Consider the following 24866-nt stretch of genomic DNA (forward strand, 5'->3'; position numbering starts at 1 on the left):
CCCCGACCGATGACCACGCGCGCAAGAAGTGCGGCCGTCGCGATGGTTGCGATCGCTCTCAGCTCACTGCTGGGATGCGCACCGGAGCCGGCGCCGGTGCCCACGCCGACACCCGCCTTCGCCAGCGAGGAAGAGGCGTTCGCGGCGGCGGAAGAGGTGTACCGGGCGTACAACGATGCGCTGAATGAACGACGGGCAGGCGATCCCGACGCCGATCCGCAGCGTTTCTTGACTGGGGGTGCTCTCGAAGTAGACATAGACACGCAGAACACGCTTGTGTCGAATGGCCTATCGGCAGTGGGCACGGCAACGATCGATTCACTCATGCTCGAATCGAGCGAGTTCTACTCGAACGCAGTGACAATCAGGCTGACTGTTTGCACGGATGTGTCCGCGCTGTCGCTGCTGGATCGCGCCGGCGCCAATGTCACGCCTGCCGAGCGAGGCAACACGGTCGCGCTCGCGGTGGTCTTGATAGGTAACGGCGAGTCTCTCTTGATCTCCGATGCGTTGCCGATGGACGACGACCCATGCTGAGAATCAAGTTCTTGGCCTGCATCATCGTCTTATCAGCGCTCGACTTCATCGCGTCCCCCGTAGCGCTCGCAGCCGGCGGCTGTTCCCCTGACACACTCTTGCTGGGCCTCTGCGGCTCAACCGACAGCTCGTCCCTCACGATCTCGGGCACGCAACAGCAGCAGGGCACGAACCCGAGCACGGGCACACGCCGAAGCAACGGAGGCCCATCCGGCCCCGGCGCACCGTCGGGGCCGAGCCAGGAGGCGATCGATCTCGCGGCGTGCATGGACGACTCGGGCACCACGCGATGCGCACCCCGTCGGAACCCACCCGCTGCCCCGCCGACGACCCCGCCGGCGACCGGCACTCCGACGATCGTCATCTCCGACCTGGCGCGGTTCGCCCCGGCATCCGTCCTCGCCACCGCCGAACCCGGAAACGTCGGGATCGCCGGGATGCCGACCAACTTCACCGCCGCTGCGACACCGCAGATCGAAGATGGCGAGCTGTTCGGCGTACCACTGCGCGTGCGGTTCGTCCCGGCCGGATACGACTACACGTACGGTGACGGCAGCTCCGCGACACTCACGACGCCAGGGCACACGTGGGAGGCGCTCGGTCAGGCACAGTTCACGCCGACCCCGACCAGCCACGTCTATCGCGAACCGGGCGTGTACCCGGCCCGGGTGGACATCCGATACACCGCGCAGGTGGATCTCGGCGGCGGATGGATCGACATTCCCGGGCAGCTCACGACCAGTGGCGCCACGCAGGAGATCCGCATCCTCGAGGCGCGCACCGCGCTCGTCGCCCACACCTGCGACGAGAACCCGGCCGGCGTCGGCTGCTGAAGAACGCACCACAGCAGCCTTCCGAGAGCAAATTCGCCTACGGCTCTCTGCTCCTCGACAGGCAGCCGCCGACCGATCCCCTCCGGCTTAAACTAGACAGGTGCCATGGAGTCGCCGGGTGTTCTCGCTCTCACTAGCCAACCGCAAGGCAAAGCTGGTGCAGTCGAGAAGGCGACCCGGTCGCTTCGAGCTCAGCGTGGATGGAATTGCGCAGTCCGTCGTCTCGATCACCGAACCCACCGCCCTCGAGTACAGCTACACCCAACACATCGCCCGCGCAATGGATGCCGCCGCCGAGCCTGATGCGCCGCTGTTCACCGTGCATCTGGGGGCGGGAGCACTCACGCTGGCACGCTACGTCCAGGCGACGCGCGCCGGATCACCTCAGCTGGTGGTGGAGTTCGAACCCGCGCTCTACGCCGCCGTCATCGACGCGCTGCCACTGCCTCCCGGGTCTGACATACGAGTCATCCTCGGTGACGCTCGGACGGTCGCGGACGCCGCTCTGCCGAATGAGAAGCCATCGCCGGTGCAGTCATCTCCGTCCCCCGGACTTGACGACGCAGCGAGTTATCGCACCGCAATCGACACCGATTGGGTGGAGGCGTGCTTCACCGTCGTCGATCTCTGGGATGCCGCCGTCATCCGGCATCGTGTGGCCAGCCAGGAGTTCTATCGCCGGGTCGCCGCGCGCTCCGCAGCAGCGGGCGTGGTCGCCGTGAACCTGCTCGACGGGCATCCGTTCGAATACTCACGACGACAGGCCGCGACCCTGAGCACCGTGTTCGATCACGTCGCTGTCGTGCTCGACGCAGAGCCGGAAGATGCGGAAGGGCCGCTCGGCAATGTCGTCATTATCGCGAGCGATGAGCCGCTGGACCAGGTGACCGCCTCCGCTTTGCTCGACACACCGCGACCTCATCTCCTCCGCGATGGCCCTCTGACGTCGTGGATCGCTGAAGCGCGCATCATGACAGATGCCGACGGCACAGACTCTCCCGATCCTGACGACCCCCTCTGGGGCTAGCGCACCGTGTGCGGACGTCCTCCGACAGGACTGCCGCTTTCCGCCAGCGGCTCGCCCGCGCGGGGTGTGAAAAGTCGACCGATATGGCAACGAGCCGCCCGGACCCGAAGGTCCGGACGGCTCGTCCGTGAAGAAAGCGGGATCGCTTACTGGTACGACTCGACGATCTCGAGGAGGCTCGGCACGTTGGCGTATGCCTCGGCCGCGTTCTCCTTGGTCACGATGATCGGGTCGAGCAGGTACGCCGGAACGATCTTGGCGCCGTTGTCGTACGACTCCTCGTCGTTCACGTCGACGGTGTCGCCCTTCTGCAGCTGACCGACCATCTTGATGGCCTGCTCGACGAGCAGCGTGGTGTCCTTGTTGATCGTGGAGTACTGCACACCCTCCATGATCGACTTGACGGACTCGACCTCGGAGTCCTGACCGGTGACGACCGGAACCGGCTTGCCGGCCTGCTGCACCGAGGTGATGATGGCGCGAGCCAGGGTGTCGTTCGGCGACAGCACACCGTCGACCACGGTGTCACCGCTGTACGACGAGGTGAGCAGAGTGTCCATGCGGTTCTGCGCGTTCTCCGGAAGCCAGCCCTCGGTCGCGGTCTGCGCGATCTCGGTCTGACCCGACACGACGTTCAGCGTGCCGTCGTCGATCTTGTCCTGCAGCACGCTCATCGCACCGTCGAAGAAGACCTTGGAGTTGGCGTCGTCGGGCGAACCCGAGAACAGTTCGATGTTGTACGGAGCCTCGTGGCCCGCACGAGCCTCGAGACCGTCGAGCAGCGCCTGACCCTGCAGCTCACCGACCTTGAAGTTGTCGAACGCGACGTAGTAGTCGACGGCCTCGGTGTTCTCGATGAGACGGTCGTAGGCGATCACGTAGGCGCCGGCATCCTTCGCCGCCTGCACCTGCGTGGCCAGCTGCTTGCCGTCCTTCGCGCCGATGATGATGACCTTGGCACCGTTGGTGACCATGGCCTGGATCTGGTTCTGCTGCTCGGCGACCGTGTTGCTGGCCGGAGCGTACTGGACGTCGGCCTTGAAGCCGGCCTCCTCCAGACCGTCGGTGAAGAGCTTGCCGGCGAGGACCCAGTTCTCACTGGTCTTGTCCGGAAGCGCGACGCCGATGGACGAATCCGCCGCGAATCCGGCTTCGGCCTCTTCGCCCGATCCCGAACCGGTGTCCCCGCCTCGCTCGGCCGAGCAGCCGGTGAGAGCGAAGGCAGCCGTCGCGACGAGCGCTGTCGCTGTGACGATGATCTTCTTCATGTGATCTCTTTCTGTGTGATGTTGACGGATCCTGCGCGCGAGCACTGCGCGAAGATTCCGCTTACTCGCTCCGCGTCTTGTCGACGGGCGGAGCCTGGTAAGTCTTGTTGGGCTCGAACACCGGAGAGGCCTCCGGGTCGTCCTTGCGGCCGACGCGGCGCGTCATGAAGCCGATGATCGAGGGGCGGCCCTGCTGCTTGTTCCAGACGTCGATGCCGACCGCGAGCAGGAGCACGAGGCCCTTGATCATCGAGACGACGTCGGCACCCTGGCCGAGCAGTGCGAGACCGTTGTTGAGGAAGGCCATCACCAGGCCACCGATGATCGATCCGATCACCGTGCCGATACCACCGGCGACGGCGGCTCCACCGATGAACACCGAGGCGATGGCATCCAGCTCCCAGCCGGTGCCGTCGTTCGGTCCGGATGCCTGCGAGCGGGCCACGAAGATCATGCCGGCGAGGGCGGCCATCATCGACATGTTCATCATGACGAAGAAGTCGACCCAGCGGTCCTTGACGCCCGACAGGCGCGCGGCCTGGCGGTTGCCGCCGACGGCGTAGATGTGACGACCGAACACGGTGTTGCGCGTCAGGAACGAGTAGATGATGACGAGCGCCAGCAGGATCAGACCCGGGACCGGGAAGCTCGTGCCGGGGCGACCGGTCGCGAACATCCATGCGGCGACGAGCACGACGATGGAGAGGAGCACGACCTTGACGACGCTCACCCACACGGGTGCACTGTCGGAGCCCATCTTGTGCTGCACGCGGCGGGTGCGGATCTCCCAGAAGATCAGCCATGCCACGGCGACGAGCGCGAGGATCATCGTCGGCACGTTGAACGGGAGGGGAAGCCCCACCTCCGGCAGATAGCCCGTGCCGATGACCTGGAACCCCTTGGGGACCGGGATCGTCTGCGCGTCGCCGATCCACTGCTGCGCACCACGGAAGAAGAGCATGCCGGCCAGCGTCACGATGAATGCGGGCACCCCGACGTACGCGACCCAGAATCCCTGCCAGGCGCCCACGAGAGCGCCGACGCCGAGACCCAGCAGGATCGCTGCCGGCCAGGGGAGGTTCCAGTCGGCCATCGACTTCGCCACGATGATTCCGGTGAACGCGGCCACCGAACCGACCGACAGGTCGATGTGACCCATGATGATCACCATCACCATGCCGATCGCGAGGATCAGGATGAACGAGTACTGGTTGATGACGTTGATCAGGTTGCCCGACGTCAGCGTCGCACCGTTCGGACCGTTGCGCAGCAGCGTCAGGATCTCGAAGAGAAGGATGATGACGATGAGGCTGCCCAGAATGCCGAACTGGCGCAGCGACGAGGTGCCGGTGCTTCCGAACATCTTGCGGATGTCGCCGAAGTGGAAGCCACGCTTCGTTGTCGTGAGGTCGGTGGTCATGCTGATGCTTTCTGGTTCGCGGAGGTCATGCTGCGCATGAGGGCCTCGGGTGTCGCCTGGTCGGCCGGGATGCAGTCGGTGACCCGACCTTCGAAGACGGTGTAGATGCGGTCGGAGATGCCGAGGAGTTCGGGCAGCTCACTGGAGATCACGATGACGCCCTTGCCCTGGGAGGCGAGCTCGTTGATGATCGCGTAGATCTCGTACTTGGCTCCGACGTCGATGCCGCGGGTGGGCTCGTCGAGGATCAGCAGGTCGGGGTCGGTGAACATCCACCGCGCCAGCACGACCTTCTGCTGGTTCCCTCCCGAGAGCTTGCCGACACCCTCTTCGACGCTCGGCGTCTTGATCCGCAGCGCCTTGCGGTACTGCTCGGCGACCACGAACTCCTGCCGTTCGTCGACGACGCCTCGGCGCGAGATCTTGGAGAGCTTCGCCGCCACGACCGAGCGCTTGATCGTGTCGAGCAGATTGAGACCGAGCACCTTGCGGTCCTCGCTGACGTAGGCGAGCCCGTGCCTGATGGCGGAGGAGACGTCGGGCATCGAGATCTCCTGGCCGTCCTTGAAGACCTGTCCACCCAGGAACGTGCCGTAGGAGCGACCGAACAGGCTCATCATGAACTCGGTGCGGCCGGCGCCCATGAGCCCGGCGATTCCGACGACCTCTCCGCGGCGGACGTTGAGGTTCGACCCCTTCACGACCATGCGCTCGGAGACCGTCGGGTGCTGCACCCACCAGTCCTTGACCTCGAAGAACACCTCGCCGATCTCGGGGGTGCGGTCGGGGTACCGGCTCTCGAGCGACCGGCCGACCATGCCGCGGATGATCCGATCCTCGTTGATCTCGCCCCGCGAGATGTCGAGGGTCTCGACCGTGCGGCCATCGCGGATGATCGTGATCTCGTCGGCGATCTGCTCGATCTCGTTGAGCTTGTGACTGATCATGATCGACGCGATGCCCTTGGCCTTGAGGCCGAGGATCAGGTCGAGCAGGTGCTGCGAGTCGTTCTCGTTCAGCGCGGCGGTCGGCTCGTCGAGGATCAGCAGCTTGACGTCCTTGTTGAGCGCCTTGGCGATCTCGATCAGCTGCTGCTTGCCGACGCCGAGGGTCTTGATCGCCACATCGGGGTCCTCGCGCAGACCGACTCGGGCCAGCAGCTCGACGGTGCGCTGACGCTGCGCCCGCCAGTCGATGCGACCGAAGTGACGGATCTCGTTGCCGAGGAAGATGTTCTCGGTGATCGAGAGCTCGGGGATGAGCGCGAGCTCCTGATGGATGATCGCGATGCCGGCCTGCTCGCTGGCGGCGATGTCGCGGTACCGCTGCTCCTCGCCGTAGAGCAGGATCTCCCCCTCGTACGACCCGTACGGGTAGACGCCGGACAGGACCTTCATGAGGGTCGACTTTCCCGCGCCGTTCTCGCCGCAGATCGCATGGATCTCGCCTGCCCGGACGGTGATGGACACATCGGACAGCGCTTTGACACCCGGGAACTCCTTGGTGATGCTGCGCATCTCCAGGATGGGGCCTGACACGACCGGCAACGTTGCTGTGGTGCTCACAAGATCTTCCTCGCGACGGGCGGCCACTCACGATGTGACCGTTCACATTGGATTACATAGTCTACGCTCGCCGAAGCGGTGTCAAGACCACGGACGAAAATGTGGCCTTATCGAGGCGCCGACGATTCCCTGGTGCGCAGGGTCGTCTGCAGGGGGCCGAACACCGGCGTCTGCTCACCCCTGATCTGCGCGAGCAGGATCCGCACGGCTCTGCGACCGAGCTCCGGGAAGTCCTGATGAACCGTGCTCAGCGTCGGCGCCACGTGCGCCGCGACGGGGATGTCGTCGAACCCCACGACGCTGACATCCTCGGGGACGCGGATGCCGGCGTCGCGGAAGCCGTGCAGCAGCCCGATCGCCATCTGATCGTTGGCGACGAACACGGCCGTGAAGTCGCGCCTGCGCGACAGCTCCTGTCCGGCGAAGTAGCCGAAGTCCGCCGTCCAATCGCCGCGGATGGGCGGGAACGTCGGCAGATCGGCCTCGCGCAGAGCGTCCAGATAGCCGCGCATCCTCGACTCCGCCTCGACCCAGTCCTGCGGACCGGCGATGTGCAGGATGTCGCTGTGGCCGAGGCCGATGAGATGCTCGGTGGCCGTGCGTGCACCCGTCACCTGGTCGGCCGAGAGACTCACCCCGTCGGAGCCCGAGGCGGTCTGCAGCGAGACGAACGGGATGTCGACCGCCATCCCTCTGAGCACATGGAACACCCGCACCTGCGGCGCCAGCACCACGATGCCGTCGACCTGCTCGCGGGTGAGCTGCCGCAGGGCGCTGCCGATCGCCTCGGGCGAGGTCGCAGACAGGTTCAGCGTCGAGACGGAGTACCCCTCTTCGCGCGCCGCATCCTCGATGCCGACGATCGAGGAGGTCGGACCGAACTCCCCCACCGTCGCCGACAGGATGCCGAGCATGTTCGACTTGCTCGTGACCAGCGCTCTCGCGGCGAGGTTGGGTCGGTAGTCGAGCACGGAGATCGCGTCGAGGACCTTGGCCTTCGTCTCGGGCCGGATACTCGGGTGATCGTTGAGCACTCGGGAGACGGTCTGGTGCGAGACGCCCGCGAGTCGTGCGACGTCGCGGATGCTCGGCACGCGAGCACGTTCGGAGGCGGTGGACATTGCATCGCCTCCTTGCATGTGCACGGTCACATCGTCATCTCATTATGTACTCACGGCACGCCGAACGCACCTCGGGGCGGCGTCGACGTCAGCCGATGATGCGGGCACCGGGCACCGGGCCGTGCACATGCAGAGGATCGAACCCGCGGTCGCGGAGCTCGTTCTGCACGTGCTGTGCGCTCTCGGGGCTGCCGCACAGAAGCGCGATCGTCGGGCCGGAGCCCGACACGATGCCCTGCAGCGCGCCGGCATGGATGCCGCGCAGGATCGTCGTCTCGAGGTCGGGCCGCTCATGGAGCGCCGCTTCCTGGAGGTCGTTGTAGATGCTCTCGGAGAGCAGCTCGGAGTCGCCCGAGCGCAGCGCCTGCAGCACCGGGATCGGCACATCGAGCGAGAGCGGCGGATCGTCGGCGAGAGCGCCGTGCTCCTCGCGGAGCGCGTCGAGCCTGCCGTAGACGACCGGCGTCGAGAGGCCCGCATCGCTCGGGACGAGAACCCAGTCGAACCGCCCGCGCGCCAGCGCGGGGTTCAGCTGGTCGCCTCGACCGGTGCCGACCGCCGTACCGCCGTGCAGCGCGAACGGCACATCGGCGCCGAGACGCGCCGCCAGCTCGTGCAGACGGGCGGTCGAGAACCCGGTGCCCCAGAGGGCATCGCATGCGACCAGCGCCGCAGCAGCATCCGCCGATCCTCCGCCCATCCCGCCGGCGACCGGAACGCTCTTGCGGATCTCGAGGGCGACTCCTCCCTCGTACTCCGCCGCCGTGGCGAGCAGCTTCGCGGCCCGCATCGCGAGGTTGCGGTCGTCGAGCGGCACCGTGGCGGGATCGTCGACCCCCGACACGGTGACCGAGAAGTCGTCGGCGTGACGCGCGGTCACGTCCTCATAGAGCGAGACCGCTTGGAAGACCGTCGCCAGCGCGTGGTAGCCGTCGTCGTGCCGCCCACCCACACCGAGGTAGAGGTTGATCTTCCCCGGCGCACGCACGTGCACGGCGGGGGGCGAGACGGCGAAGGTCATGATGCGGTTCCCGTCAGAGCTCCGTGGACGAGGCCCACAGGTCGACGTCGATCGACCCGGAGAGCTCGTCGATGCGAGTGAGCTCCTGGTCGGTGAATGCCGGGCCGTGCAGCGCGGCGATGTTCTCGTCGAGCTGCGCGGGCCGCGAGGCGCCGACCAGGGCGGAGGCGACGACCGGGTTGCGCAGCGTCCACTGCAGCGCGCGCTGCGCGAGCGACTGGCCCCGCTCTGCGGCGATGTCGTTCAGCGCGCGCAACGTCTGGACCGCGTCGTCGGACAGCGGAGCATCGGGGAGCGAACCGCGCTTCTGCGCGCGCTCGGCGGTGCCGTCGCCGAGGTACTTGTCGGTCAGCAGCCCCTGCGCGAGCGGGGTGAAGGCGATCGCGCCGACACCGGACTGCTCGAGGGTGTCGGTGAGGCCGTCTTCGACCCAGCGGTTGAGGATCGAGTACGCGGGCTGGTGGATCACGAGCGGCGTTCCGAGATCCTTCGCGACCGCGAGGGCCTCGGCCGTGCGCTCGGCGCTGTACGACGAGATGCCGACGTAGAGCGCCTTGCCCTGACGCACGAGCGTGTCGAGGGCGGCCACGGTCTCGGCGATGGGCGTCACGGGGTCGACGCGGTGCGAGTAGAAGATGTCGACGTAGTCGAGTCCCATGCGCGTGAGCGACTGCTCGGCGCTCGCCAGGATGTACTTGCGGCTCGCATAGTCGCCGTACGGGCCCGGCCACATGTCCCACCCGGCCTTCGACGAGATGATCAGCTCGTCGCGGTATGGGCGGAAGTCCTCGGCGAACAGGCGTCCGAAGTTCTTCTCGGCCGACCCGTAGGGCGGACCGTAGTTGTTCGCCAGGTCGAAGTGCGTGATTCCGCGGTCGAACGCGTGACGCAGAAGCTCACGCTGATTGTCGAGCGGGATGTTGTCGCCGAAGTTCCACCAGAGACCGAGCGAGATCGGCGGCAGATAGAGCCCGGAGGCGCCGACCTGCCGGTATTCGAACTGCTGGTAGCGACTCTCGTCGGCCGCATACGGTCGGTGCAGCTCAGGGACGTTCGGCCGGAAGCGGGGGGATTCGGTCACGGTGCCAGATTAGTCGGTGACGACCGGGTCTTCGATCCGAGCGACGTGCTGCGCAATACGGTGATAGTCCTCGACCGTCAGGTCCTCACCGCGTGCGGTCGGTGCGACCCCCGCGGCGATCAGGATCTCGGATGCCGCCGCGGAGCTGCCGAACAGACCCGAGAGCGCCTGCCGCAGCATCTTGCGTCGCTGGTTGAAGGCGGCATCGACGATCGCGAACGTGCGACGACGTTCATCCTCCGGTCCGCGCTCGCCCTCGGCGCGGTCGAACCCCACGAGGAGGCTGTCGACATTCGGCACGGGCCAGAACACCTGGCGAGACACTGTGCCGGAGAGCTTCCACTCGCCGTACCAGGCCGCCTTGACGCTGGGTGAGCCGTAGATCTTCGAGCCGGGCTTCGCGGCCAGGCGCTCGGCGACCTCGGCCTGGACCATCACGACGCCGCGCTTCAGGTACGCGAAGCTCTCGAGGAAGTGCAGCAGCACCGGGACCGAGACGTTGTACGGCAGGTTGGCGACGAGCACGGTCGGCTCGCCCGGCAGCTCGGTGATGCGCAGCGCATCGGCATCCACCACCGTCAACCGCTCGGCGGGCACGCCGTGCTCGACCGCCGTCTGCGGCAGGCGCGCGGCGAGCCGATGATCGATCTCGACCGCGGTGACCGAGGCTCCCGTCTCGAGAATCGCGAGAGTCAGCGAGCCGAGCCCCGGACCCACCTCGACGACCCGCTCCCCCGGCTGCACCCGCGCGGCCTGCACGATCTTGCGGACCGTGTTGGCGTCGACGACGAAGTTCTGGCCGAGCTTCTTGGTCGGGGTGACATCGAGCTCGGCGGCGAGGCGGCGGATCTCGGTGGCGCCGAGCAGGGTGACAGTCATTGCTCCATTGTCCCCCACCCCCGCCGCTGTCGACGCCGCCACCGGTGTCCGAGGCGGCCAGTAGTCTTCTGTGATGCCCTCTCTCGGTGAACTGGTCGCGCCGCGGCGCATGGGCAGGGATTTCCGCTGGCTGCTCGCGTCATCGTGGACGAGCAACGTCGGCGACGGCGTCGCACTGGCCGCTGCTCCCCTGCTCATCGCCTCGATGACGTCGTCGCCGATCCTCGTCGCCGCGGGTGCCATCCTGCAGTTCCTGCCCTGGCTGCTCTTCGGCCTGCACGCGGGTGCGATCGCCGACCGATTCGACCGCCGCCGCCTCGTGATGGTCGCGAACGGGGCGCGCGCGATCGTGCTCGCGGGTCTCTGCGTCTTCCTCCTGACCGGCACCGCCACCATCTGGATCGTGCTCGCGGTCGCCTTCCTCTACGGCACGGCCGAGGTCTTCGTCGACACGGCGGGGAGCACACTGCTGCCGATGCTCGTGAAGCCGGCCGACCTCGGCATCGGCAACGCGCGCCTGCAGGCCGGCTATCTCGTCGCGAACCAGTTCGCGGGCCCGCCGCTCGGCGCCTTCCTCTTCGCCGCGGGCACGGCGCTGCCGTTCCTCGTCGAAGTGCTCTGCGTGCTGCTCGCGGTCGTGCTGATCTCGCGGATGGCGCGGACGCCCGTGCCTCCCCGGTCGGCGGGAGACGACGTGCGGACGCACGTGCACACCGACATCGCCGAGGGGCTGCGCTGGCTCTGGCGCAACCCTCCGGTGCGGATGCTCGTGCTGATCATCCTGGTGTTCAACGTGACCTGGGCTGCTCCCTGGGGTGTGCTCGTGCTCTACGCCACGGAGCACCTGCACATGGGCGCGGTCGGCTACGGCGCGCTCACGACCGCATCCGCCGTGGGCGGGATCCTCGCCACACTGAGCTTCGGCTGGCTCGAGCGGCACGTGTCGTTCGCCACACTCATGCGCGTGGTGCTGACGCTCGAGGTGCTCATGCACCTGGCCTTCGCGCTCACGAGCATCGGATGGGTCGCCCTCGTGATCATGTTCGTGTTCGGCGCGTACGCGTTCTTCTGGGGCACGATCTCGACGACGGTCCGCCAGCGCCTGGTGCCCGCCGAGCTGCAGGGCCGGGTCGCCTCGGTGAACATGGTCGGCGTGTTCGGGGGCATGGTGATCGGACAGGCACTGGGCGGAGTGATCGCACAGGTCTGGGGTCTGACCGCCCCCTGGTGGTTCGCGTTCGCCGGCGCCGCGCTCACTCTGGTGCTCGTCTGGAAGCCGATCTCTCAGATCGTCTCGGCGAAGCCCCTCTCCGACACGCAGGCGATCGAGATTCAGTCGAACGAACCGTAGACCCGCAGCGTGTTGGCGGCGAGCTGCGTCGATAGCTCGTCGACCTCGATGCCGAGCTCCGCCGCCATGAACCGCACCGTGATCGGCACCAGGTACGGGGCGTTCGGTCGGCCGCGCAGCGGTGTCGGGGTCAGGAACGGCGCATCGGTCTCGACGAGGATGCGATCGAGCGGCGTGACCTTCAGGGCATCCCGCAGGTTCTGCGCGTTCTTGAAGGTGACGTTGCCCGCGAACGACAGGTGGTAGCCGGCATCCGCACAGATCCTGGCCATCGCGTCGTCGCCCGAGAAGCAGTGGAACACGGTCGTCTCGGGAGCGCCGACCCGCGTCAGCGTCTCGAGCACCGCGTCGTGCGCATCGCGATCGTGGATCTGCATCGCGATGCCGTGCTTCTTGGCGAGGGCGATGTGCGCCTCGAAGGACTCGAACTGCGGCGCCCGACGCTCGGGCTCGGTGCGGAAGAAGTCGAGTCCCGTCTCGCCGATCGCCCGGGTGCGCGGATGCGCGGCGAACTCGTCGATCACCGCGATCGCCTCGTCGAGCCCGACACCGCCGAGGCGGCCGGCCTCGGCATACGCGGGCGCGTCGTTCGGGTGGATCGCGACGGCCGCGAGCACGCGAGGATCGGATGCGGCGGCCTCGACCGCCCACCGCGACGACTCGATGTCGCCCGACGCCTGCACGACCCCCGCGATGCCCACGGCCTCGGCACGGTCGAGCTGCTCGGTCAGTGACAGCGGCTCGTCGCCGTCGACGATCTCGAGGTGCGCGTGGTTGTCATAGACCGGGACGGCGAGGGGCTCAGGGGCCGCGGGATACCGCAGATCCTTGCGCCCGTCGCCGTCACGTCGCTGCACGTACGTCTCAGGCGTGGACTCGGTCATGGCTCAGGAGGCCGACTCCACCCGCGGGAACAGCGGCGAGAGACCGTTGACGCTGGTGCCGGGACGCAGCACGCCCCACGCGCCGGCCTCGCGGATCGGCTGGTCCTGCAGGCGGCCCAGGCTCTCGGCGGCGCCGAGCGCGACCCACAGCTTCTCGGTCGACTGCGGCATGACCGGCGAGAGCAGCACGGCGAGCGCGCGCAGCCCCTCGGCGCAGGTGTACAGCACGGTACCGAGGCGCTCGCGCTGAGCCTCGTCGCGGGCCAGCGCCCACGGCTCGTTCTCGGTGATGTAGCCGTTGAGCGCATCGACGATGGTCCAGATCGCGCGGATGGCCTCGTCGATGCGGAACTGCTCGACCGCGGCGTCCGCGTCGGTGGTCGCCCGTGCGACCAGGCGCTGGATCACCAGATCCTGCTCGAGGTACTCGGCGGGCGGCGGCACGATGCCCTCGAAGTACTTCTCGATCATGGCGGTGGTGCGCGAGGCGAGGTTGCCGAAGCCGTTGGCGAGCTCGGCCTGATAGCGAGCGGCGAGGTCCTCCCACGAGAACGAGCCGTCCTGGCCGAAGGCGATCGCCGACAGGAAGTAGAAGCGGTAGGCGTCGGAGCCGAACACGTCGGTGATCTCGGTCGGTGCGATGCCGGTGAGCTTCGACTTCGACATCTTCTCGCCGCCGACCAGCAGCCAGCCGTGCGCGAACACGCCCTTGGGGACATCGACACCGGCGGCCATCAGCATGGCGGGCCAGATCACCGCGTGGAAGCGCAGGATGTCCTTGCCGACCACATGGTAGGCGGGCCAGCGACGGTCGAAGGTCTCGGGGTCGTCGCCGTAGCCGACGGCGGTGGCGTAGTTGAGCAGCGCGTCGACCCACACGTAGATGACGTGAGAAGAATCCCACGGCACCTCGATGCCCCAGTCGAACGCCGACCGCGAGATCGACAGGTCCTTCAGGCCCTGACGCACGAACGAGACGACCTCGTTGCGCGCGGACTCGGGACGGATGAAGTCGGGCTGGGTCTTGTACAGCTCGAGCAGCCGGTCCTGGAACTCGCTGAGCTTGAAGAAGTAGTTCTTCTCCTGCAGCAGCTCGAGGGGCTTGGAGTGGATCGCGCAGACCTTGAGGCCCTCGAACGGACCGGTGCCGTCGAGGATCTCGGACTCGGGCTTGAACTCCTCGCAGCCCACACAGTAGAGGGCCTCGTACTCGCCGGCGTAGATGTAGCCGCGGTCGTAGATCGCCTGCACGAACTTCTTGACGCGCTCCTCATGCCGCTCCTGCGTGGTGCGGATGAAGTCGTCGTTCGCGACGTCGAGGGTCTTCAGCAGCGGGAACCAGGCCTCGCTGACGAGCTTGTCGACCCACTCCTGCGGGGTGACGCTGTTCGCCGCGGCGGCACGGAGCATCTTCTGGCCGTGCTCGTCGGTGCCCGTCAGCATCCAGGTGTCATCGCCGCCCTGACGGTGCCAGCGCGCGAGCGCGTCGACCGCCACCGAGGTGTACCCGTGGCCGATGTGGGGCACATCGGAGGGGTAGTAGATGGGCGTGGTGATATAGAAGGATTCGCCTGCGGGCATGGGATCGATTCTAGGCGGGATGACGGGTGTCGTGACGCTCAGGCGACCGACACCTCGATGCGGTGCCACCCCTGGGCGCCGTCGGGCACGACGTCCGCAGGATCCGAGGTCTGGGTCTCTCCCTCGGCGCTGAGCGCACGGCACTCGATCGCGTGCGCACCGCTCTGCGCCGACCAGGGCAGACGCCACTGCACCCAGGTGTCGGCCGAGATCGCGGTCGCGAGCTCGGCGCGGCGCCACGGACCGTCATCGACACGCACCTCGACGCCCGCGATGCCCACGTGCTGCTGCCACGCCATGCCGGCGATGACCGCGTCGCCCGCCTCGATCCGCTGGCCCCGGCTCGGCACGTCGATGCGGGACTGCAGCTTGACCGGACCCCGCTCCGACCATCCGCGGTCGGTCCAGTACGCGGTCGCGCGATCGAACCGGGTGACCTCGAGCTCGGTCACCCACTTCGTCGCCGACACGTATCCGTACAGCCCCGGCACGACCATGCGCACCGGGAAGCCGTGCTCGATCGGCAGCGGCTCGCCGTTCATGCCGACGGCCAGCAGGGCGTCACGATCGTCCGTGAGCGCTTCGAGCGGGGTCGAGGCCGTGAATCCGTCCGAGGACCGCGAGAGCACCATGTCGGCATCCGGGTCGACACCCGCCCGGGCGAGCAGCTCGCGCACCGGGTGACCGAGCCAGAGGGCGTTGCCGATCAGGTCTCCGCCCACCTCGTTCGACACGCACGCGAGTGTGACGTGAGACTCCTGCATCGGCAGCGCGAGCAGCTCGTCCCACGAGATCTCGATCTCGCGCTCGACCATCCCGGTGATGCGCAGCGACCAGTCGGCGGGGTCGATCCGCGGCACGATCAGCGCGGTGTCGATGCGGTAGAAGTCGGTGTTCGACGTCACGACCGGGGCGAGGCCGGGGATGTCCAGCTCAGCGGCCGCAGGGACGGCCGGCGCGGCATTGCTCGGCGCCGGCAGCCGCAGCGCATCGCGGACGGCCTCGATCGACCGGGTCACCCCGCGGGCCGCCGTGCCGACGACGAGCGCCACCGCGCCGGTGGCCGCGACGCCGACGGTCCAGAGCAGGAACCGCCTGCGCTCCTCATGCTCGGCGCGAAGATACGGGACCGGATGCAGCGCGCGCATGAGCAGGCGCAGCGCGACGACCGCCGTGACACCCGCGACGAGCCCGGGCAACCAGGCGAAGGGGCCCGCGCCCGGACGGATCATCGCGGCCACCAGCGCGAGAACCCCGAGAGCCGCGAGGATCACGGATCCCACACCCGCGCGACGGGATTCGAGGATGCCGGCGAGTGCCGCCACCCCGGCGAGCACCAGGGCGATGCCGGTGATCAGGGCGATCTTGTCGCCCGTGCCGAACAGCGCGATGGCCGTGTCCTTCGCCCAGCTCGGGGCGAGGTCGATGAGTCCGCCGCCGATCACGGCGAACGGACTCGCGCTCGGCTCGACGACCGCGGCGACGAGCTCCGCCAGGCCGACCGCGACGACCGCCGCGCTCAGCCCGGCGGCCGCCGATCGGAGCCTGTCGCCGCGCGTCGTCCGGGCTGCATGACTCATGATCCGAGGGTAACCCCGGGGCAGCGCCCCGGGGTCGTCCGGCTCAGAGGCCGTTGCGACGCGCGACCTCGCCGAGCCAGGCGAGCGACGGCTTCGGGAAGCGCTCGAACGTCTCGTGGTCGAAGCCGATCAGACCGAACGTCGGCCGGAACCCGCTGGCCCACTCGTAGTTGTCGAGCGCGCTCCAGTGCTGGTACGCCTTGACCTCGATGCCGTCGGAGATCGCGCGGTGCAGCCCCTCGAGCGCACCCTGCGTGTACGCCACGCGACGGGTGTCATCGGCGGTCGCGATGCCGTTCTCGGTCACGAGCACCGGCACGCCGCCGCTGCGCTCCCAGGCGCTGCGCACACCGAGCTCGAGCGCCTCGGGGAAGAACTCCCAGCCGGTCAGGGTCGTCTCGACGTCGTCGGCGACGGGCCGCGGGCCCTCCGGCCCGATGAAGGTGCGCGTGTAGGCCTGCACTCCGACGAAGTCGTCGCCGGCGGACTGGTCGAGGTACCAGTGGTCGCGCGGGTCGCCGTAGGTCGCGAGCATCTCATCGGCACCGGGCTCGCCGGTGGAGTGGAACGCCTGCGTCGCGATCGTCCATCCGGCCTGCACGCCCGAGACGGAGTGCAGGATCTCGGATGCCCGGTGGTGCGCGTCGAGCAGAGTGTCGGCGACCGCGAGGTCGGGGTTCGGCAGGCCGTATGCGACGAGGTTCGCCGCATCCTCTCCCCCGGCGAGCATCGCCGCGATGTTCGGCTCGTTGATGGTGCAGACGTACTTCACGCCCTCGAGGATCGGCAGCACCGTCTCGACGTAGCGGGAGAACAGGTCGACCGCGTCATCCGCACGCCAGAAACCGTCCTTCTGGAACCACTGCGGCACCGTGAAGTGCATCAGGGTCACGGTCGGGTCGAGCCCGTTCTCACGGGCCGTGTCGATCATGCGGCGGTAGTGGTCGAGCATCGCGCGCGAGACGAACCCGCGCTCCGGCTCGATGCGGGCCCACTCCACCGAGAACCGGTACGAGTTCAGGCCGGCGTCGGCCAGCAGACGCATGTCCTCCGGGTACCGGTGGAAGTGGTCGGCCGCGTCGCCCGAGGGCTCCACCATCGGCGAGCCGGGAGCGTGCTCCATGGTCCACCAGTTGCTGGTCGTGTTGTTCCCCTCCACCTGATGGGCTGCGGTCGCAGCGCCCCAGAGAAAGCCGTCAGGGAATGTGAGCACGAGTGCTCCTTTCGTCTTGCGATGGTCGTCGGTCAGCGCTCGGCGCGCGCCGGGTTGGGCACGGCGTCGAGCAGCTGCACGGTGTACGGGTCCTCGGGATGCTGCAGGACCTGCGAGGTCTCGCCGCGTTCGACGACGCGGCCGCTGTTGAGCACGAGGATGTTCTCGGTGACGAGGCGCGCGCTGAGCAGGTCGTGCGTGATGTAGAGCATGCTGATGCCCCATCTCTCACGCAGGTCCTCGAGCAGCGCGAGCACGCCGGCGCGCAGCGACACGTCGAGCATCGACACGGGCTCGTCGGCGATCAGCACCTGCGGGTCGCTGGCCAGCGCACGGGCGATGACCACGCGCTGGCGCTGACCGCCGGAGAGCTGATGCGGCAGCTTGGCCGCGAACTGCTCGACCGGGGTCAGGCCGACGGTCTCGAGCAGCTCGAGCACGCGGGCCCGCGCCTCGTCGCCGCGCAGCGACGTGTAGTTGCGCACGGGGCGACTCAGCGCGTACTCGACGGTGTGCAGCGGATTGAGTGCGGCATACGGGTCCTGGAACACCATCTGCACGTCCTTGCGCAGGTCGCGCAGACCCGTGCGACGCAGGGTCGCGACGTCGACGTCGCCGAAGCGCACGGTGCCCTCGGTCGGCTTCTCGACGCCGGTGATCAGCTTGGCGAGGGTCGACTTGCCCGAGCCGGAGGCACCCACGAGGGCGAGTGCCTCGCCGGGCTCGAGCCGGAACGACACGTCGTCGACCGCGACGACGGGGTCTTCGCCACGACGCGGCGCGGGGTAGCGCTTCGACACGCCCTCGACCACGATCGCGGCATCCGCCCGCCGGGTGTCGCGCTGCGACACCGTGGGCAGGGTCTCGGTCAGGTCGGTGCGCGACCGCCCCTCCTTGCGGCGCGTGCCGAGGTCGACGAACCCGGGGATCGAGATCGACTCGGCGCGAGGGTCGGCGTAGTGACTCAGCAGCATCCGCGTGTACTCGTCCTGCGGACGGTGCAGGATGTCGAGGCTCGGTGCGTCTTCGACGATCCGCCCCTCGTGCATCACCATCACCCGGTCGGTGGCCTCGAGCACGATGCCGAGGTCGTGACTGATGAGGATCGCGGTGAAGTGCTCGGAGCGCTGCAGCTCCTTGATCGTGTCCATGACGGCGTGCTGCACGAGCACGTCGAGTGCGGTGGTCGGCTCGTCGAAGACCATGAGCTGCGGCTCGAGCGAGAGTGCCAGCGCGATCGAGGCGCGCTGACGCATTCCGCCCGAGAGCTCGCCCGGGTAGCGCGAGAGCACGACCGGGTCGAGGCCGACCTTGCCGACCAGCTCGCGCGCCCTGGCATCCCGGTTCTCCCGGGCGACGTGCCCGTGAGCCGCGAAGATGTCGTGGAAGTGGTTCCCGATCGTGCGCACCGGGTTCAGGGCGTTCATGCCCGACTGCAGCACCATCGCGAACCCGCCCTGGCGCTGCCTGCGCAGCTCCTCGGCGTTCAGGTCGCGGATGTCGCGGCTGTCGAACAGGATGCGTCCGTCGCTGATGCGCGCCGGCGGCTTCTGCAGCCGAGTGAGGGCGAAGCCGAGCGTCGACTTGCCCGACCCGGACTCGCCGACCAGCCCGACGAACTCCCCCCGGCGCAGCGTGAACGAGATGTTCTCGACGGCCGTGACGGGGGTGGTTCCCGGCGAGGCGTACTCGACGGACAGGCCCTGCACGTCCAGCAGCACGTCGTCCGTGGTCGTGGCGGCATCCGTGGTCATGGCGCTCATCGGCCCTTCCCCTCTCGCAGGCGCGGATTGGAGATCCCGTCCACGCCGAAGTTGATCAGTGTCAGGCTCAGCGCGAGCAGCGCGATGCAGAGGCCGGGAGCGAACAGCAGCAGCCACTGCCCGGTGAGCAGCGAGTTGGAGTTCTGCGCCCAGTAGAGCATGGTGCCCCAGCTGACGATGCTGGAGTCGCCGAGTCCGAGGAACTCGAGTCCCGCCTCGGCCAGGATCGCCGCGGTCGCCGCTCCGAAGAGCGTGCCCGCGATGATCGAGGTCATGTTCGGCAGGATCTCGCGGAACACGATGCGCGCCCGGCTGTCGCCCGAGAACTGCGCCGAGGTCACGAAGTCGTTGCCGCGGAGCGACTGGGTCTGACTGCGCAGCACGCGGGCACCCCAGGCCCATCCGGTGACGACGATGACCGCGATGATCATCAGGATGCCGCCGTTCTGCAGGTAGGCGGCGATCACGATCATGAGCGGGAGGCCGGGGATCACGAGGAAGAGGTTGACGATGAAGCCGACCACCTCACCCAGGAATCCGCGCATGTAGCCCCAGCTGAGGCCGATCAGCACGGCGACGATGGTGGAGAGGATGCCGGCGGCGAGGCCGACGAGCAGGCTGATCTGCGAGCCGTAGATCAGCTGACTCAGCACGTCCTCCCCCGCGGCGGTGGTGCCGAGCCAGTGCGCGGCCGACGCGTCGGCGTTGCGCTCGAAGGAGTTCTCCTTGGGGCCGTAGGGCGCGAGCAGCGGTGCGAACACCGCGACGAGCACGAACAGCCCGAGGATGATGAGGCCCAGTCGGGCCTTGCCGTTGGACCAGAGGGTGCCCACCATCCGGGCGAACGAGCGCCACGGGCTGGGAGCCGCGATCCGGTCGGAGGGAACCTTGACATTCATGGTGGAGGTCATCGGCGGGTCCTTGGATCCAGCACGCCGTACAGGATGTCGACGAGGAAGTTGGCGATGAGCACGCTCACGGTGATCATCAGGAAGAGCGCCTGCATGAGCGGGTAGTCCTGCCCGATCACGGCGTTGAAGAGCAGATAGCCGATGCCCGGGTACCCGAACACCTGCTCCACGAGGATCGACCCTCCGACCACACCGCCGAGCGTGAGCCCGAAGCCGGTGAGGTTCGGCAGGATCGCGTTGCGTGCGGCATACCGGACGGCGATAGTGCGTCCGCGGAGACCGTTGGCCTCGGCGAAGGTCACGTAGTCCTCACCGAGCGTGTTGATCATCGCGTTGCGCATACCGATGATCCATCCGCCGAGAGAGGTCAGCAGGATCGTCAGCGCCGGCAGCACCGCATGCTGCACGAGGTCGACGATGAAGTCCCAGGTGAACGCCGGTGTCGTCGTCGCCGCATAGGCGCCCGTCGTCGGGAACCAGTGCAGCACGTACCCGAAGAAGAACAGCAGCAGCAGCGCGGTCCAGAAGTACGGGAAGGTGCTGAGGAACGACCCGGTCAGCGTCGGCAGGGAGTCGAGCCACGTGCCGCGACGCCAGGCCGCGGCGACGCCGATCAGGGTGCCGATCACGAACGCGAGGATCGTGACGATGCCGACCAGGCCGATCGTGTACGGCAGCGCGGTCGAGACCATGCTCGAGACGCTCTGCGGGTAGAACGTGTACGAGACGCCGAAGTCGAGCCGGGCGACCTGACCGAGGTAGGTCACGTACTGGTCCCAGATCGAGCCGGTGGGCACACCCAGCTGGGCCTCGATCGCGGCGCGCGTCGCATCGGACACGGGTCCGTTCTGAGCGAGCTTGGCGATGGCGGCGTCGGCGGGCGAGCCGGGCATGAGCCGCGGGAGGAAGAAGTTCAGCGTGACCGCCGCCCACAGCGTGAGCACGAAGAGGCCGAGCTTCTGAAGGACGTACTTCATCAGTCGTCATCCCCCTTCACGCGCTCGAGCCTGGTGAAGATCATCAGCGGCGCCGAGTCGTAGTTCTGCGGAATCATGTAGGGGTCGTCCTCTGTGGGCCAGCCGGTGAACTTGGAGTCGTTGAACAGACCCCAGATGCCGCCGTAGTACAGGCCGATCACGGGCAGCTCGTCGTAGACGATGCCCTGCAGCTCGTTCACGATCTCCGCCTGACGGGCGGGGTCGACGGTCTCGCGGTACTCGGCGAGCAGGGCGTCCGCCTCGTCCGAGCGATACCGCTCGAAGTTGTTGGCGGTGGCCTCACCGGAGGGCACGTAGAACTCGCTCGAGAGCAGGTTGTTGTACGCCTGGTAGACGTCTCCGTTGCCCATGCCGCCGATCGCCATCTCGAAGTCGCCGTTGCTGATGGCGCTCTGATAGCCGGCCGGCTGCGGGAGCTTGAGGGTCACCTTGACGCCGACCTCGGCGAGCTGACGCTGCACCGTCTGCGCGGCGCGGGTCCAGTCGGAGTAGCCGTTGGCGGTCGTCAGCGCGAACTCGAGCTGCTTCCCGTCCGCGCCCACGAGCTGGTCGCCCTGCAGCGTGTACCCGGCCTCGGCGAAGGCCGCCAGAGACGCATCCGCATCCTGGGTGAGCATGCCCTGGTCGGGGATGCTCGGGTCGAGGTACTCCTCCTGGTTCGGCAGGATGAGCCCGGTCTGGCCGGCGGGCTGCATGTAGCCCTCCGAGGCGGTCTCGGCGATCTCCTCGCGATCGAGCGCGAGCGCGATGCCTCGACGCACGTTCACGTCATCGAACGGTGCGATCTCGAGGTTGGGCATCAGGCCGATCACGCCTCCCGGCGGGAACCACCAGGCGTTGTCGGGGCTCGCGGCGCCCCAGGTGCCCTCGACATCGGAGATGAACGAGTAGGCCCAGTCGTAGCCGCGGGTGACCGTGTCGAGCTGCGAGTTCGTCGAGGGGAGGATGATGTGCTCGATCTCGATCTTGTCGGCCTGCCAGTAGTCGGGGTTCTTGTCCACCGAGTACTGCTGGTCGTTGTAGTTGCCGAGCACGAAGGGTCCGGTGCCGACCGGATCCTCGTTGCGGAACGTCCCCGGGTCCTTGACGTCGGCCCAGATGTGCTCGGGGACGATCATCGTGAGGCCCAGGATCGACAGCGACGGGGCGTCCTCGGTCTGCAGGTGCATGATGACGTCGGAGCCGTCGGTCTCGACGCTCTCGAGGTGCTGCCACGCGCCCTTGATGTCGAGCGAGGGGTTGTCCTTCAGCAGCTGGAACGTGAAGGCGACGTCGTCGGGCGTCAGCTCCTCGCCGTCGCTCCACTCGACGCCGTCGCGGATCGTCATCACGATCGTGCGCGCGTCGGGCTGCGACCACTCGGTCGCCAGCCACGGGTTCAGGGTTCCGTCGAGCGGGTTCACCAGGATCAGCGGCTCGTAGATCCACCGCGACGCGGTGCGCGTGTTGGTGAGATACGGGTTGAAGTTCCGCGTGAAGAAGGGATTCCCCTTGTCCGCGTTGATGAGCATCGTGTCGTCGCCGATCGATGGATCGGGCTGCGAACTGATCTGGATGCTGCAACCGCTGAGCACGACGGCCGCTGCCGCCAGTCCCACGATCGCGGCTCTCCGCCAGCGTCGGAGCATGTGCGTCTTCGCCACACTGCCACCTCATGTCGTCTGTGTCATGAAGGGGGTCCCGCGGGTCGGGGCGCCCCACGGCCGTGGCCGCATCAGTCAGTGTAAGCGCATACATTTCGCGGATGCAAGCCCTTGACAAGCCGGCCGGCGACCTCATCACACTCGCCGCCGGAGTGGGAGCGGTGCCAGATCCGCCCTCGCGTCAGCCCTCTCGGAGAGATCTCACCATGCTGCGCAGGGCGCGAAGAGCGGCCTGCTGTTCCGCATCCGTCATGCCCGACAGCATCCGGACCTCCACCGACCGCACGGCGGCCGTCGCCTGCGCGAGACTCCGCCGTCCCCGCTCGGTGAGAGTCGCGGGCAGGACCCTCCCCGCGGGCGCCGCGCCGGGCCGGGTGACGTAGCCGTCCTTCTCGAGCGACTGCAGCAGGACGTTCATGGACTGGCGCGTCACGAACGCCCCTCGCGCGAGCTCGGAGTTCGACATCCCCGGCCGCTGCGCGAGCAGCTCCAGGCAGGAGTAATGCGTGATGGTCATCCCGAGCGGTCGGAGCACCTCCTCCATCGCCGAACGCAGAGCGCTCGCCGCCTCCTTGAGCAGATACCCGAGCGAGGTGTCGAGGTCGATGCCGTCTTGACGCATGTCAGTAGTCTGACATACGCTCATGCATGTCAGATAACTGACACGTACGGAAAGAGACTCATCATGCCCGTCACCGGCCCCGACTTCCTCTCGCTCCAGACCCGCGACCTCGCGGCATCCCAGGCGTTCTACGAGCAGTACCTCGGACTCGTCCGCTCGCAGGCCGGCCCGCCCCATGCCGTCGTGTTCGAGACGACGCCCATCGCCTTCGCACTGCGCGATCTCGTGCCGGGCACCGATCTCGATTCCGTCGACCAGCCCGGGATCGGGGCGGCGATCTGGCTGCACGCGACGGACGTACAGGGCATCCACGACGCCCTCCTGGCCGACGGCCACACGATCGTCGCGGCGCCGATCGACGGACCGTTCGGCCGCACCTTCACGTTCGCCGACCCCGACGGATACCGCATCACGCTGCACGACCGCGCCTGAGCGCCGGACGACTCCTCGTCATTCCGGGCGCTGCGAGCTCTCTCGGACGAGGATCTGCAGGGGCAGGCGCACCGTCATCGGGTCGGCATCCGGCTGCTCCAGCCGGCGCGCGAGCAGCTGCACCGCGGCACGGCCGAGGTCGATCATCGGCTGACGGACCGTGGTCAGTGCAGGCCGTGACAGTGCGGCGGCCTCGATGCCGTCGAAGCCCGTGACCCGCACGTCGGCCGGGACGCGGAGGCCCGCCGATCGGAACGCGTCGATCGCGCCGAGAGCCATCTGATCGTTCGCGGCGACCAGCGCGGTGGGCACACCGCGAGCGATCAGCTCCTCCCCCGCACGCCGACCCGCGGCGCGGGTGAAGTCGCCGCGGAGCACCGTGACCTCGTCGAGCGCGATGCCCGCCTCGACGACGGCATCCACGAAGCCGTCCCAGCGCTGTGCGCCGTCGGGCGAGTCCTCGGGACCGCCGAGGAACGCGAGGCCTCCGGGGTCGGCCTCCGCGAGCACGAGGCGCGTGAGCTCGGCCATCGCCTCGGCGTTGCTGACGGTCACGTGATCGTAGTCGTCGCCGCGCGCGGGGCCGGAGAGCACGACCACCGGGATGCGCTGCGCGAGGCGGGCCAGCACGTCGTCGGGAACGCTCTGGGCGAGCACCATCAGCCCGTCGACCCGGCCGGCGATGTCGCGCACGGTCTCGCGGGTGGGGTCGTCGCGGCCCACGCCGATCATGAGCACGAACCCCTGCTTCCACGCCTCCAGCTCGGCGCCGCGCAGCACCTCGTCGAGGAAGAGCATGGTCGGCTGCGGCGCACCGGCGTCAGCGGTCTCGCGGTCGACGGTGAACGGCGGGCTCGACGATGCGGCGTCTCCGAGCACGTCGAGCATCGGAGCGTCGTCCGACGCGTCGAACCCGGGGAAGTACAGCCCGAGCACCCCCGTACGCCTCTCGGCCAGCCCGCGGGCGCTGCCGCTCGGCACGTATCGAAGCTCGGTGACGGCGTCGAGCACGCGCTCGCGCGTGGCAGGGCGCACCGCATCCGGCTGCCGCAGCACGCGGGAGACCGTGGCGATCGACACCCCGGCGCGCTCCGCGACGTCGTAGACGGTCGCCTTCTTGCTCACGCGTGATCCTC

General features: G+C 68.1%; 22 protein-coding genes. 5 read left to right on the plus strand and 17 right to left on the minus strand.

All coding sequences use genetic code 11. The features are described 5' to 3' along the window. The first annotated feature begins 9 nt into the window (after positions 1 to 9). The 3 genes from HWD99_RS12590 (at position 10) to HWD99_RS12600 (ending at position 2397) form a co-directional block, all read left to right on the plus strand. Positions 10 to 537: a hypothetical protein gene (locus HWD99_RS12590; RefSeq protein ID WP_241796593.1), complete on the plus strand. Its 528-nt coding sequence runs from the start codon at positions 10 to 12 to the stop codon at positions 535 to 537. A gap of 266 nt (positions 538 to 803) precedes the next feature. After that, positions 804 to 1370 (plus strand): hypothetical protein, encoded by a 567-nt coding sequence (locus tag HWD99_RS12595; protein WP_241796595.1) that lies wholly within the window; start codon positions 804 to 806, stop codon positions 1368 to 1370. Between the two features lie 118 nt (positions 1371 to 1488). Further along, on the plus strand, positions 1489 to 2397 hold the full coding sequence (locus HWD99_RS12600) for a hypothetical protein (RefSeq protein ID WP_241796596.1): 909 nt from the start codon (positions 1489 to 1491) through the stop codon (positions 2395 to 2397). Positions 2398 to 2543: 146 nt separating this feature from the next. Here HWD99_RS12600 and HWD99_RS12605 read toward each other — a convergent pair whose 3' ends face one another. From HWD99_RS12605 to rsmA, 7 genes are all read right to left on the minus strand, one after another. Beyond that, positions 2544 to 3665: a sugar-binding protein gene (locus HWD99_RS12605; RefSeq protein WP_241796598.1), complete on the minus strand. Its 1122-nt coding sequence runs from the start codon at positions 3663 to 3665 to the stop codon at positions 2544 to 2546. A gap of 61 nt (positions 3666 to 3726) precedes the next feature. Continuing rightward, on the minus strand, positions 3727 to 5085 hold the full coding sequence (gene mmsB, locus HWD99_RS12610) for a multiple monosaccharide ABC transporter permease (protein ID WP_241796600.1): 1359 nt from the start codon (positions 5083 to 5085) through the stop codon (positions 3727 to 3729). Then, positions 5082 to 6602, minus strand: a complete 1521-nt coding sequence (mmsA, locus tag HWD99_RS12615) for a multiple monosaccharide ABC transporter ATP-binding protein (RefSeq protein WP_274618250.1) — start codon at positions 6600 to 6602, stop codon at positions 5082 to 5084. The genes mmsB and mmsA overlap by 4 nt, the downstream gene beginning before the upstream one ends. Before the next feature lie 155 nt (positions 6603 to 6757). Next, positions 6758 to 7771, minus strand: coding sequence for a LacI family DNA-binding transcriptional regulator (locus HWD99_RS12620; RefSeq protein WP_241796601.1), 1014 nt, complete (start codon positions 7769 to 7771; stop codon positions 6758 to 6760). Between the two features lie 88 nt (positions 7772 to 7859). Further along, positions 7860 to 8792, minus strand: coding sequence for a 4-(cytidine 5'-diphospho)-2-C-methyl-D-erythritol kinase (locus HWD99_RS12625; protein ID WP_241796602.1), 933 nt, complete (start codon positions 8790 to 8792; stop codon positions 7860 to 7862). A 13-nt stretch (positions 8793 to 8805) separates the two neighbouring features. Next, positions 8806 to 9873, minus strand: a complete 1068-nt coding sequence (locus tag HWD99_RS12630; protein WP_241796604.1) for an aldo/keto reductase — start codon at positions 9871 to 9873, stop codon at positions 8806 to 8808. A 9-nt stretch (positions 9874 to 9882) separates the two neighbouring features. Continuing rightward, positions 9883 to 10752 carry a 16S rRNA (adenine(1518)-N(6)/adenine(1519)-N(6))-dimethyltransferase RsmA gene (gene rsmA / locus HWD99_RS12635; protein ID WP_241796605.1) on the minus strand — a complete coding sequence of 290 codons (870 nt, stop codon included), beginning with the start codon at positions 10750 to 10752 and terminating at the stop codon, positions 9883 to 9885. Between the two features lie 73 nt (positions 10753 to 10825). Between rsmA and HWD99_RS12640 the strand changes: the two genes are divergently transcribed. After that, positions 10826 to 12103: an MFS transporter gene (locus tag HWD99_RS12640; RefSeq protein ID WP_241796606.1), complete on the plus strand. Its 1278-nt coding sequence runs from the start codon at positions 10826 to 10828 to the stop codon at positions 12101 to 12103. Here the strand turns inward: HWD99_RS12640 and HWD99_RS12645 are convergent. From HWD99_RS12645 to HWD99_RS12685, 9 genes are all read right to left on the minus strand, one after another. Then, positions 12085 to 12987 carry a TatD family hydrolase gene (locus HWD99_RS12645; RefSeq protein ID WP_241796607.1) on the minus strand — a complete coding sequence of 301 codons (903 nt, stop codon included), beginning with the start codon at positions 12985 to 12987 and terminating at the stop codon, positions 12085 to 12087. The two genes, HWD99_RS12640 and HWD99_RS12645, sit on opposite strands and share 19 nt — an antisense overlap. Before the next feature lie 3 nt (positions 12988 to 12990). Then, positions 12991 to 14568, minus strand: a complete 1578-nt coding sequence (metG, locus tag HWD99_RS12650) for a methionine--tRNA ligase (RefSeq protein ID WP_241796609.1) — start codon at positions 14566 to 14568, stop codon at positions 12991 to 12993. 38 nt (positions 14569 to 14606) lie between these two features. Continuing rightward, positions 14607 to 16148 (minus strand): molybdopterin-dependent oxidoreductase, encoded by a 1542-nt coding sequence (locus HWD99_RS12655; protein WP_241796610.1) that lies wholly within the window; start codon positions 16146 to 16148, stop codon positions 14607 to 14609. Positions 16149 to 16191: 43 nt separating this feature from the next. Continuing rightward, complete coding sequence (locus HWD99_RS12660; protein ID WP_241796611.1) at positions 16192 to 17361, minus strand: glycoside hydrolase family 1 protein; 1170 nt, start codon at positions 17359 to 17361, stop codon at positions 16192 to 16194. A gap of 32 nt (positions 17362 to 17393) precedes the next feature. After that, a complete protein-coding gene (locus HWD99_RS12665) occupies positions 17394 to 19124 on the minus strand; it encodes an ABC transporter ATP-binding protein (protein ID WP_241796612.1) in 1731 nt (576 codons plus the stop codon). Then, positions 19121 to 20035 (minus strand): ABC transporter permease, encoded by a 915-nt coding sequence (locus HWD99_RS12670; protein WP_241796614.1) that lies wholly within the window; start codon positions 20033 to 20035, stop codon positions 19121 to 19123. The genes HWD99_RS12665 and HWD99_RS12670 overlap by 4 nt, the downstream gene beginning before the upstream one ends. Further along, positions 20032 to 21012 (minus strand): ABC transporter permease, encoded by a 981-nt coding sequence (locus HWD99_RS12675; RefSeq protein ID WP_241796616.1) that lies wholly within the window; start codon positions 21010 to 21012, stop codon positions 20032 to 20034. Before HWD99_RS12675 ends, HWD99_RS12670 begins: the two co-directional genes overlap by 4 nt. Continuing rightward, on the minus strand, positions 21012 to 22676 hold the full coding sequence (locus HWD99_RS12680; RefSeq protein WP_241796617.1) for an ABC transporter substrate-binding protein: 1665 nt from the start codon (positions 22674 to 22676) through the stop codon (positions 21012 to 21014). The genes HWD99_RS12675 and HWD99_RS12680 overlap by 1 nt, the downstream gene beginning before the upstream one ends. A gap of 181 nt (positions 22677 to 22857) precedes the next feature. Continuing rightward, the gene (locus HWD99_RS12685) at positions 22858 to 23298 is read right to left on the minus strand and encodes a MarR family winged helix-turn-helix transcriptional regulator (RefSeq protein ID WP_241796619.1); all 441 of its coding nucleotides are present in this window, start codon (positions 23296 to 23298) and stop codon (positions 22858 to 22860) included. A 63-nt stretch (positions 23299 to 23361) separates the two neighbouring features. On the opposite strand from HWD99_RS12685, the gene HWD99_RS12690 reads away from it, so the two are divergent. Beyond that, a complete protein-coding gene (locus HWD99_RS12690; RefSeq protein WP_241796620.1) occupies positions 23362 to 23730 on the plus strand; it encodes a VOC family protein in 369 nt (122 codons plus the stop codon). Between the two features lie 18 nt (positions 23731 to 23748). Here the strand turns inward: HWD99_RS12690 and HWD99_RS12695 are convergent, their stop codons facing one another. After that, positions 23749 to 24855, minus strand: coding sequence for a LacI family DNA-binding transcriptional regulator (locus tag HWD99_RS12695; RefSeq protein ID WP_241796621.1), 1107 nt, complete (start codon positions 24853 to 24855; stop codon positions 23749 to 23751). Positions 24856 to 24866: the final 11 nt, after the last annotated feature.

Origin of the sequence: Microbacterium sp. C5A9 (assembly GCF_022627955.1) — a bacterium.
GTDB lineage: Bacteria > Actinomycetota > Actinomycetes > Actinomycetales > Microbacteriaceae > Microbacterium.

Bases quoted from the DNA above. Each gene is read 5' to 3' on its own strand.
- HWD99_RS12665 (WP_241796612.1), bottom strand. From the start codon at position 19,124: ATGAGCGCCATGACCACGGATGCCGCCACGACCACGGACGACGTGCTG.
- HWD99_RS12605 (WP_241796598.1), bottom strand. From the start codon at position 3,665: ATGAAGAAGATCATCGTCACAGCGACAGCGCTCGTCGCGACGGCTGCC.
- HWD99_RS12620 (WP_241796601.1), bottom strand. From the start codon at position 7,771: ATGTCCACCGCCTCCGAACGTGCTCGCGTGCCGAGCATCCGCGACGTC.
- HWD99_RS12645 (WP_241796607.1), bottom strand. From the start codon at position 12,987: ATGACCGAGTCCACGCCTGAGACGTACGTGCAGCGACGTGACGGCGAC.
- mmsB (WP_241796600.1), bottom strand. From the start codon at position 5,085: ATGACCACCGACCTCACGACAACGAAGCGTGGCTTCCACTTCGGCGAC.
- HWD99_RS12625 (WP_241796602.1), bottom strand. From the start codon at position 8,792: ATGACCTTCGCCGTCTCGCCCCCCGCCGTGCACGTGCGTGCGCCGGGG.
- metG (WP_241796609.1), bottom strand. From the start codon at position 14,568: ATGCCCGCAGGCGAATCCTTCTATATCACCACGCCCATCTACTACCCC.
- HWD99_RS12640 (WP_241796606.1), top strand. From the start codon at position 10,826: ATGCCCTCTCTCGGTGAACTGGTCGCGCCGCGGCGCATGGGCAGGGAT.
- HWD99_RS12685 (WP_241796619.1), bottom strand. From the start codon at position 23,298: ATGCGTCAAGACGGCATCGACCTCGACACCTCGCTCGGGTATCTGCTC.
- HWD99_RS12690 (WP_241796620.1), top strand. From the start codon at position 23,362: ATGCCCGTCACCGGCCCCGACTTCCTCTCGCTCCAGACCCGCGACCTC.
- rsmA (WP_241796605.1), bottom strand. From the start codon at position 10,752: ATGACTGTCACCCTGCTCGGCGCCACCGAGATCCGCCGCCTCGCCGCC.
- mmsA (WP_274618250.1), bottom strand. From the start codon at position 6,602: ATGCGCAGCATCACCAAGGAGTTCCCGGGTGTCAAAGCGCTGTCCGAT.
- HWD99_RS12595 (WP_241796595.1), top strand. From the start codon at position 804: ATGGACGACTCGGGCACCACGCGATGCGCACCCCGTCGGAACCCACCC.
- HWD99_RS12670 (WP_241796614.1), bottom strand. From the start codon at position 20,035: ATGACCTCCACCATGAATGTCAAGGTTCCCTCCGACCGGATCGCGGCT.
- HWD99_RS12655 (WP_241796610.1), bottom strand. From the start codon at position 16,148: ATGAGTCATGCAGCCCGGACGACGCGCGGCGACAGGCTCCGATCGGCG.
- HWD99_RS12675 (WP_241796616.1), bottom strand. From the start codon at position 21,012: ATGAAGTACGTCCTTCAGAAGCTCGGCCTCTTCGTGCTCACGCTGTGG.
- HWD99_RS12590 (WP_241796593.1), top strand. From the start codon at position 10: ATGACCACGCGCGCAAGAAGTGCGGCCGTCGCGATGGTTGCGATCGCT.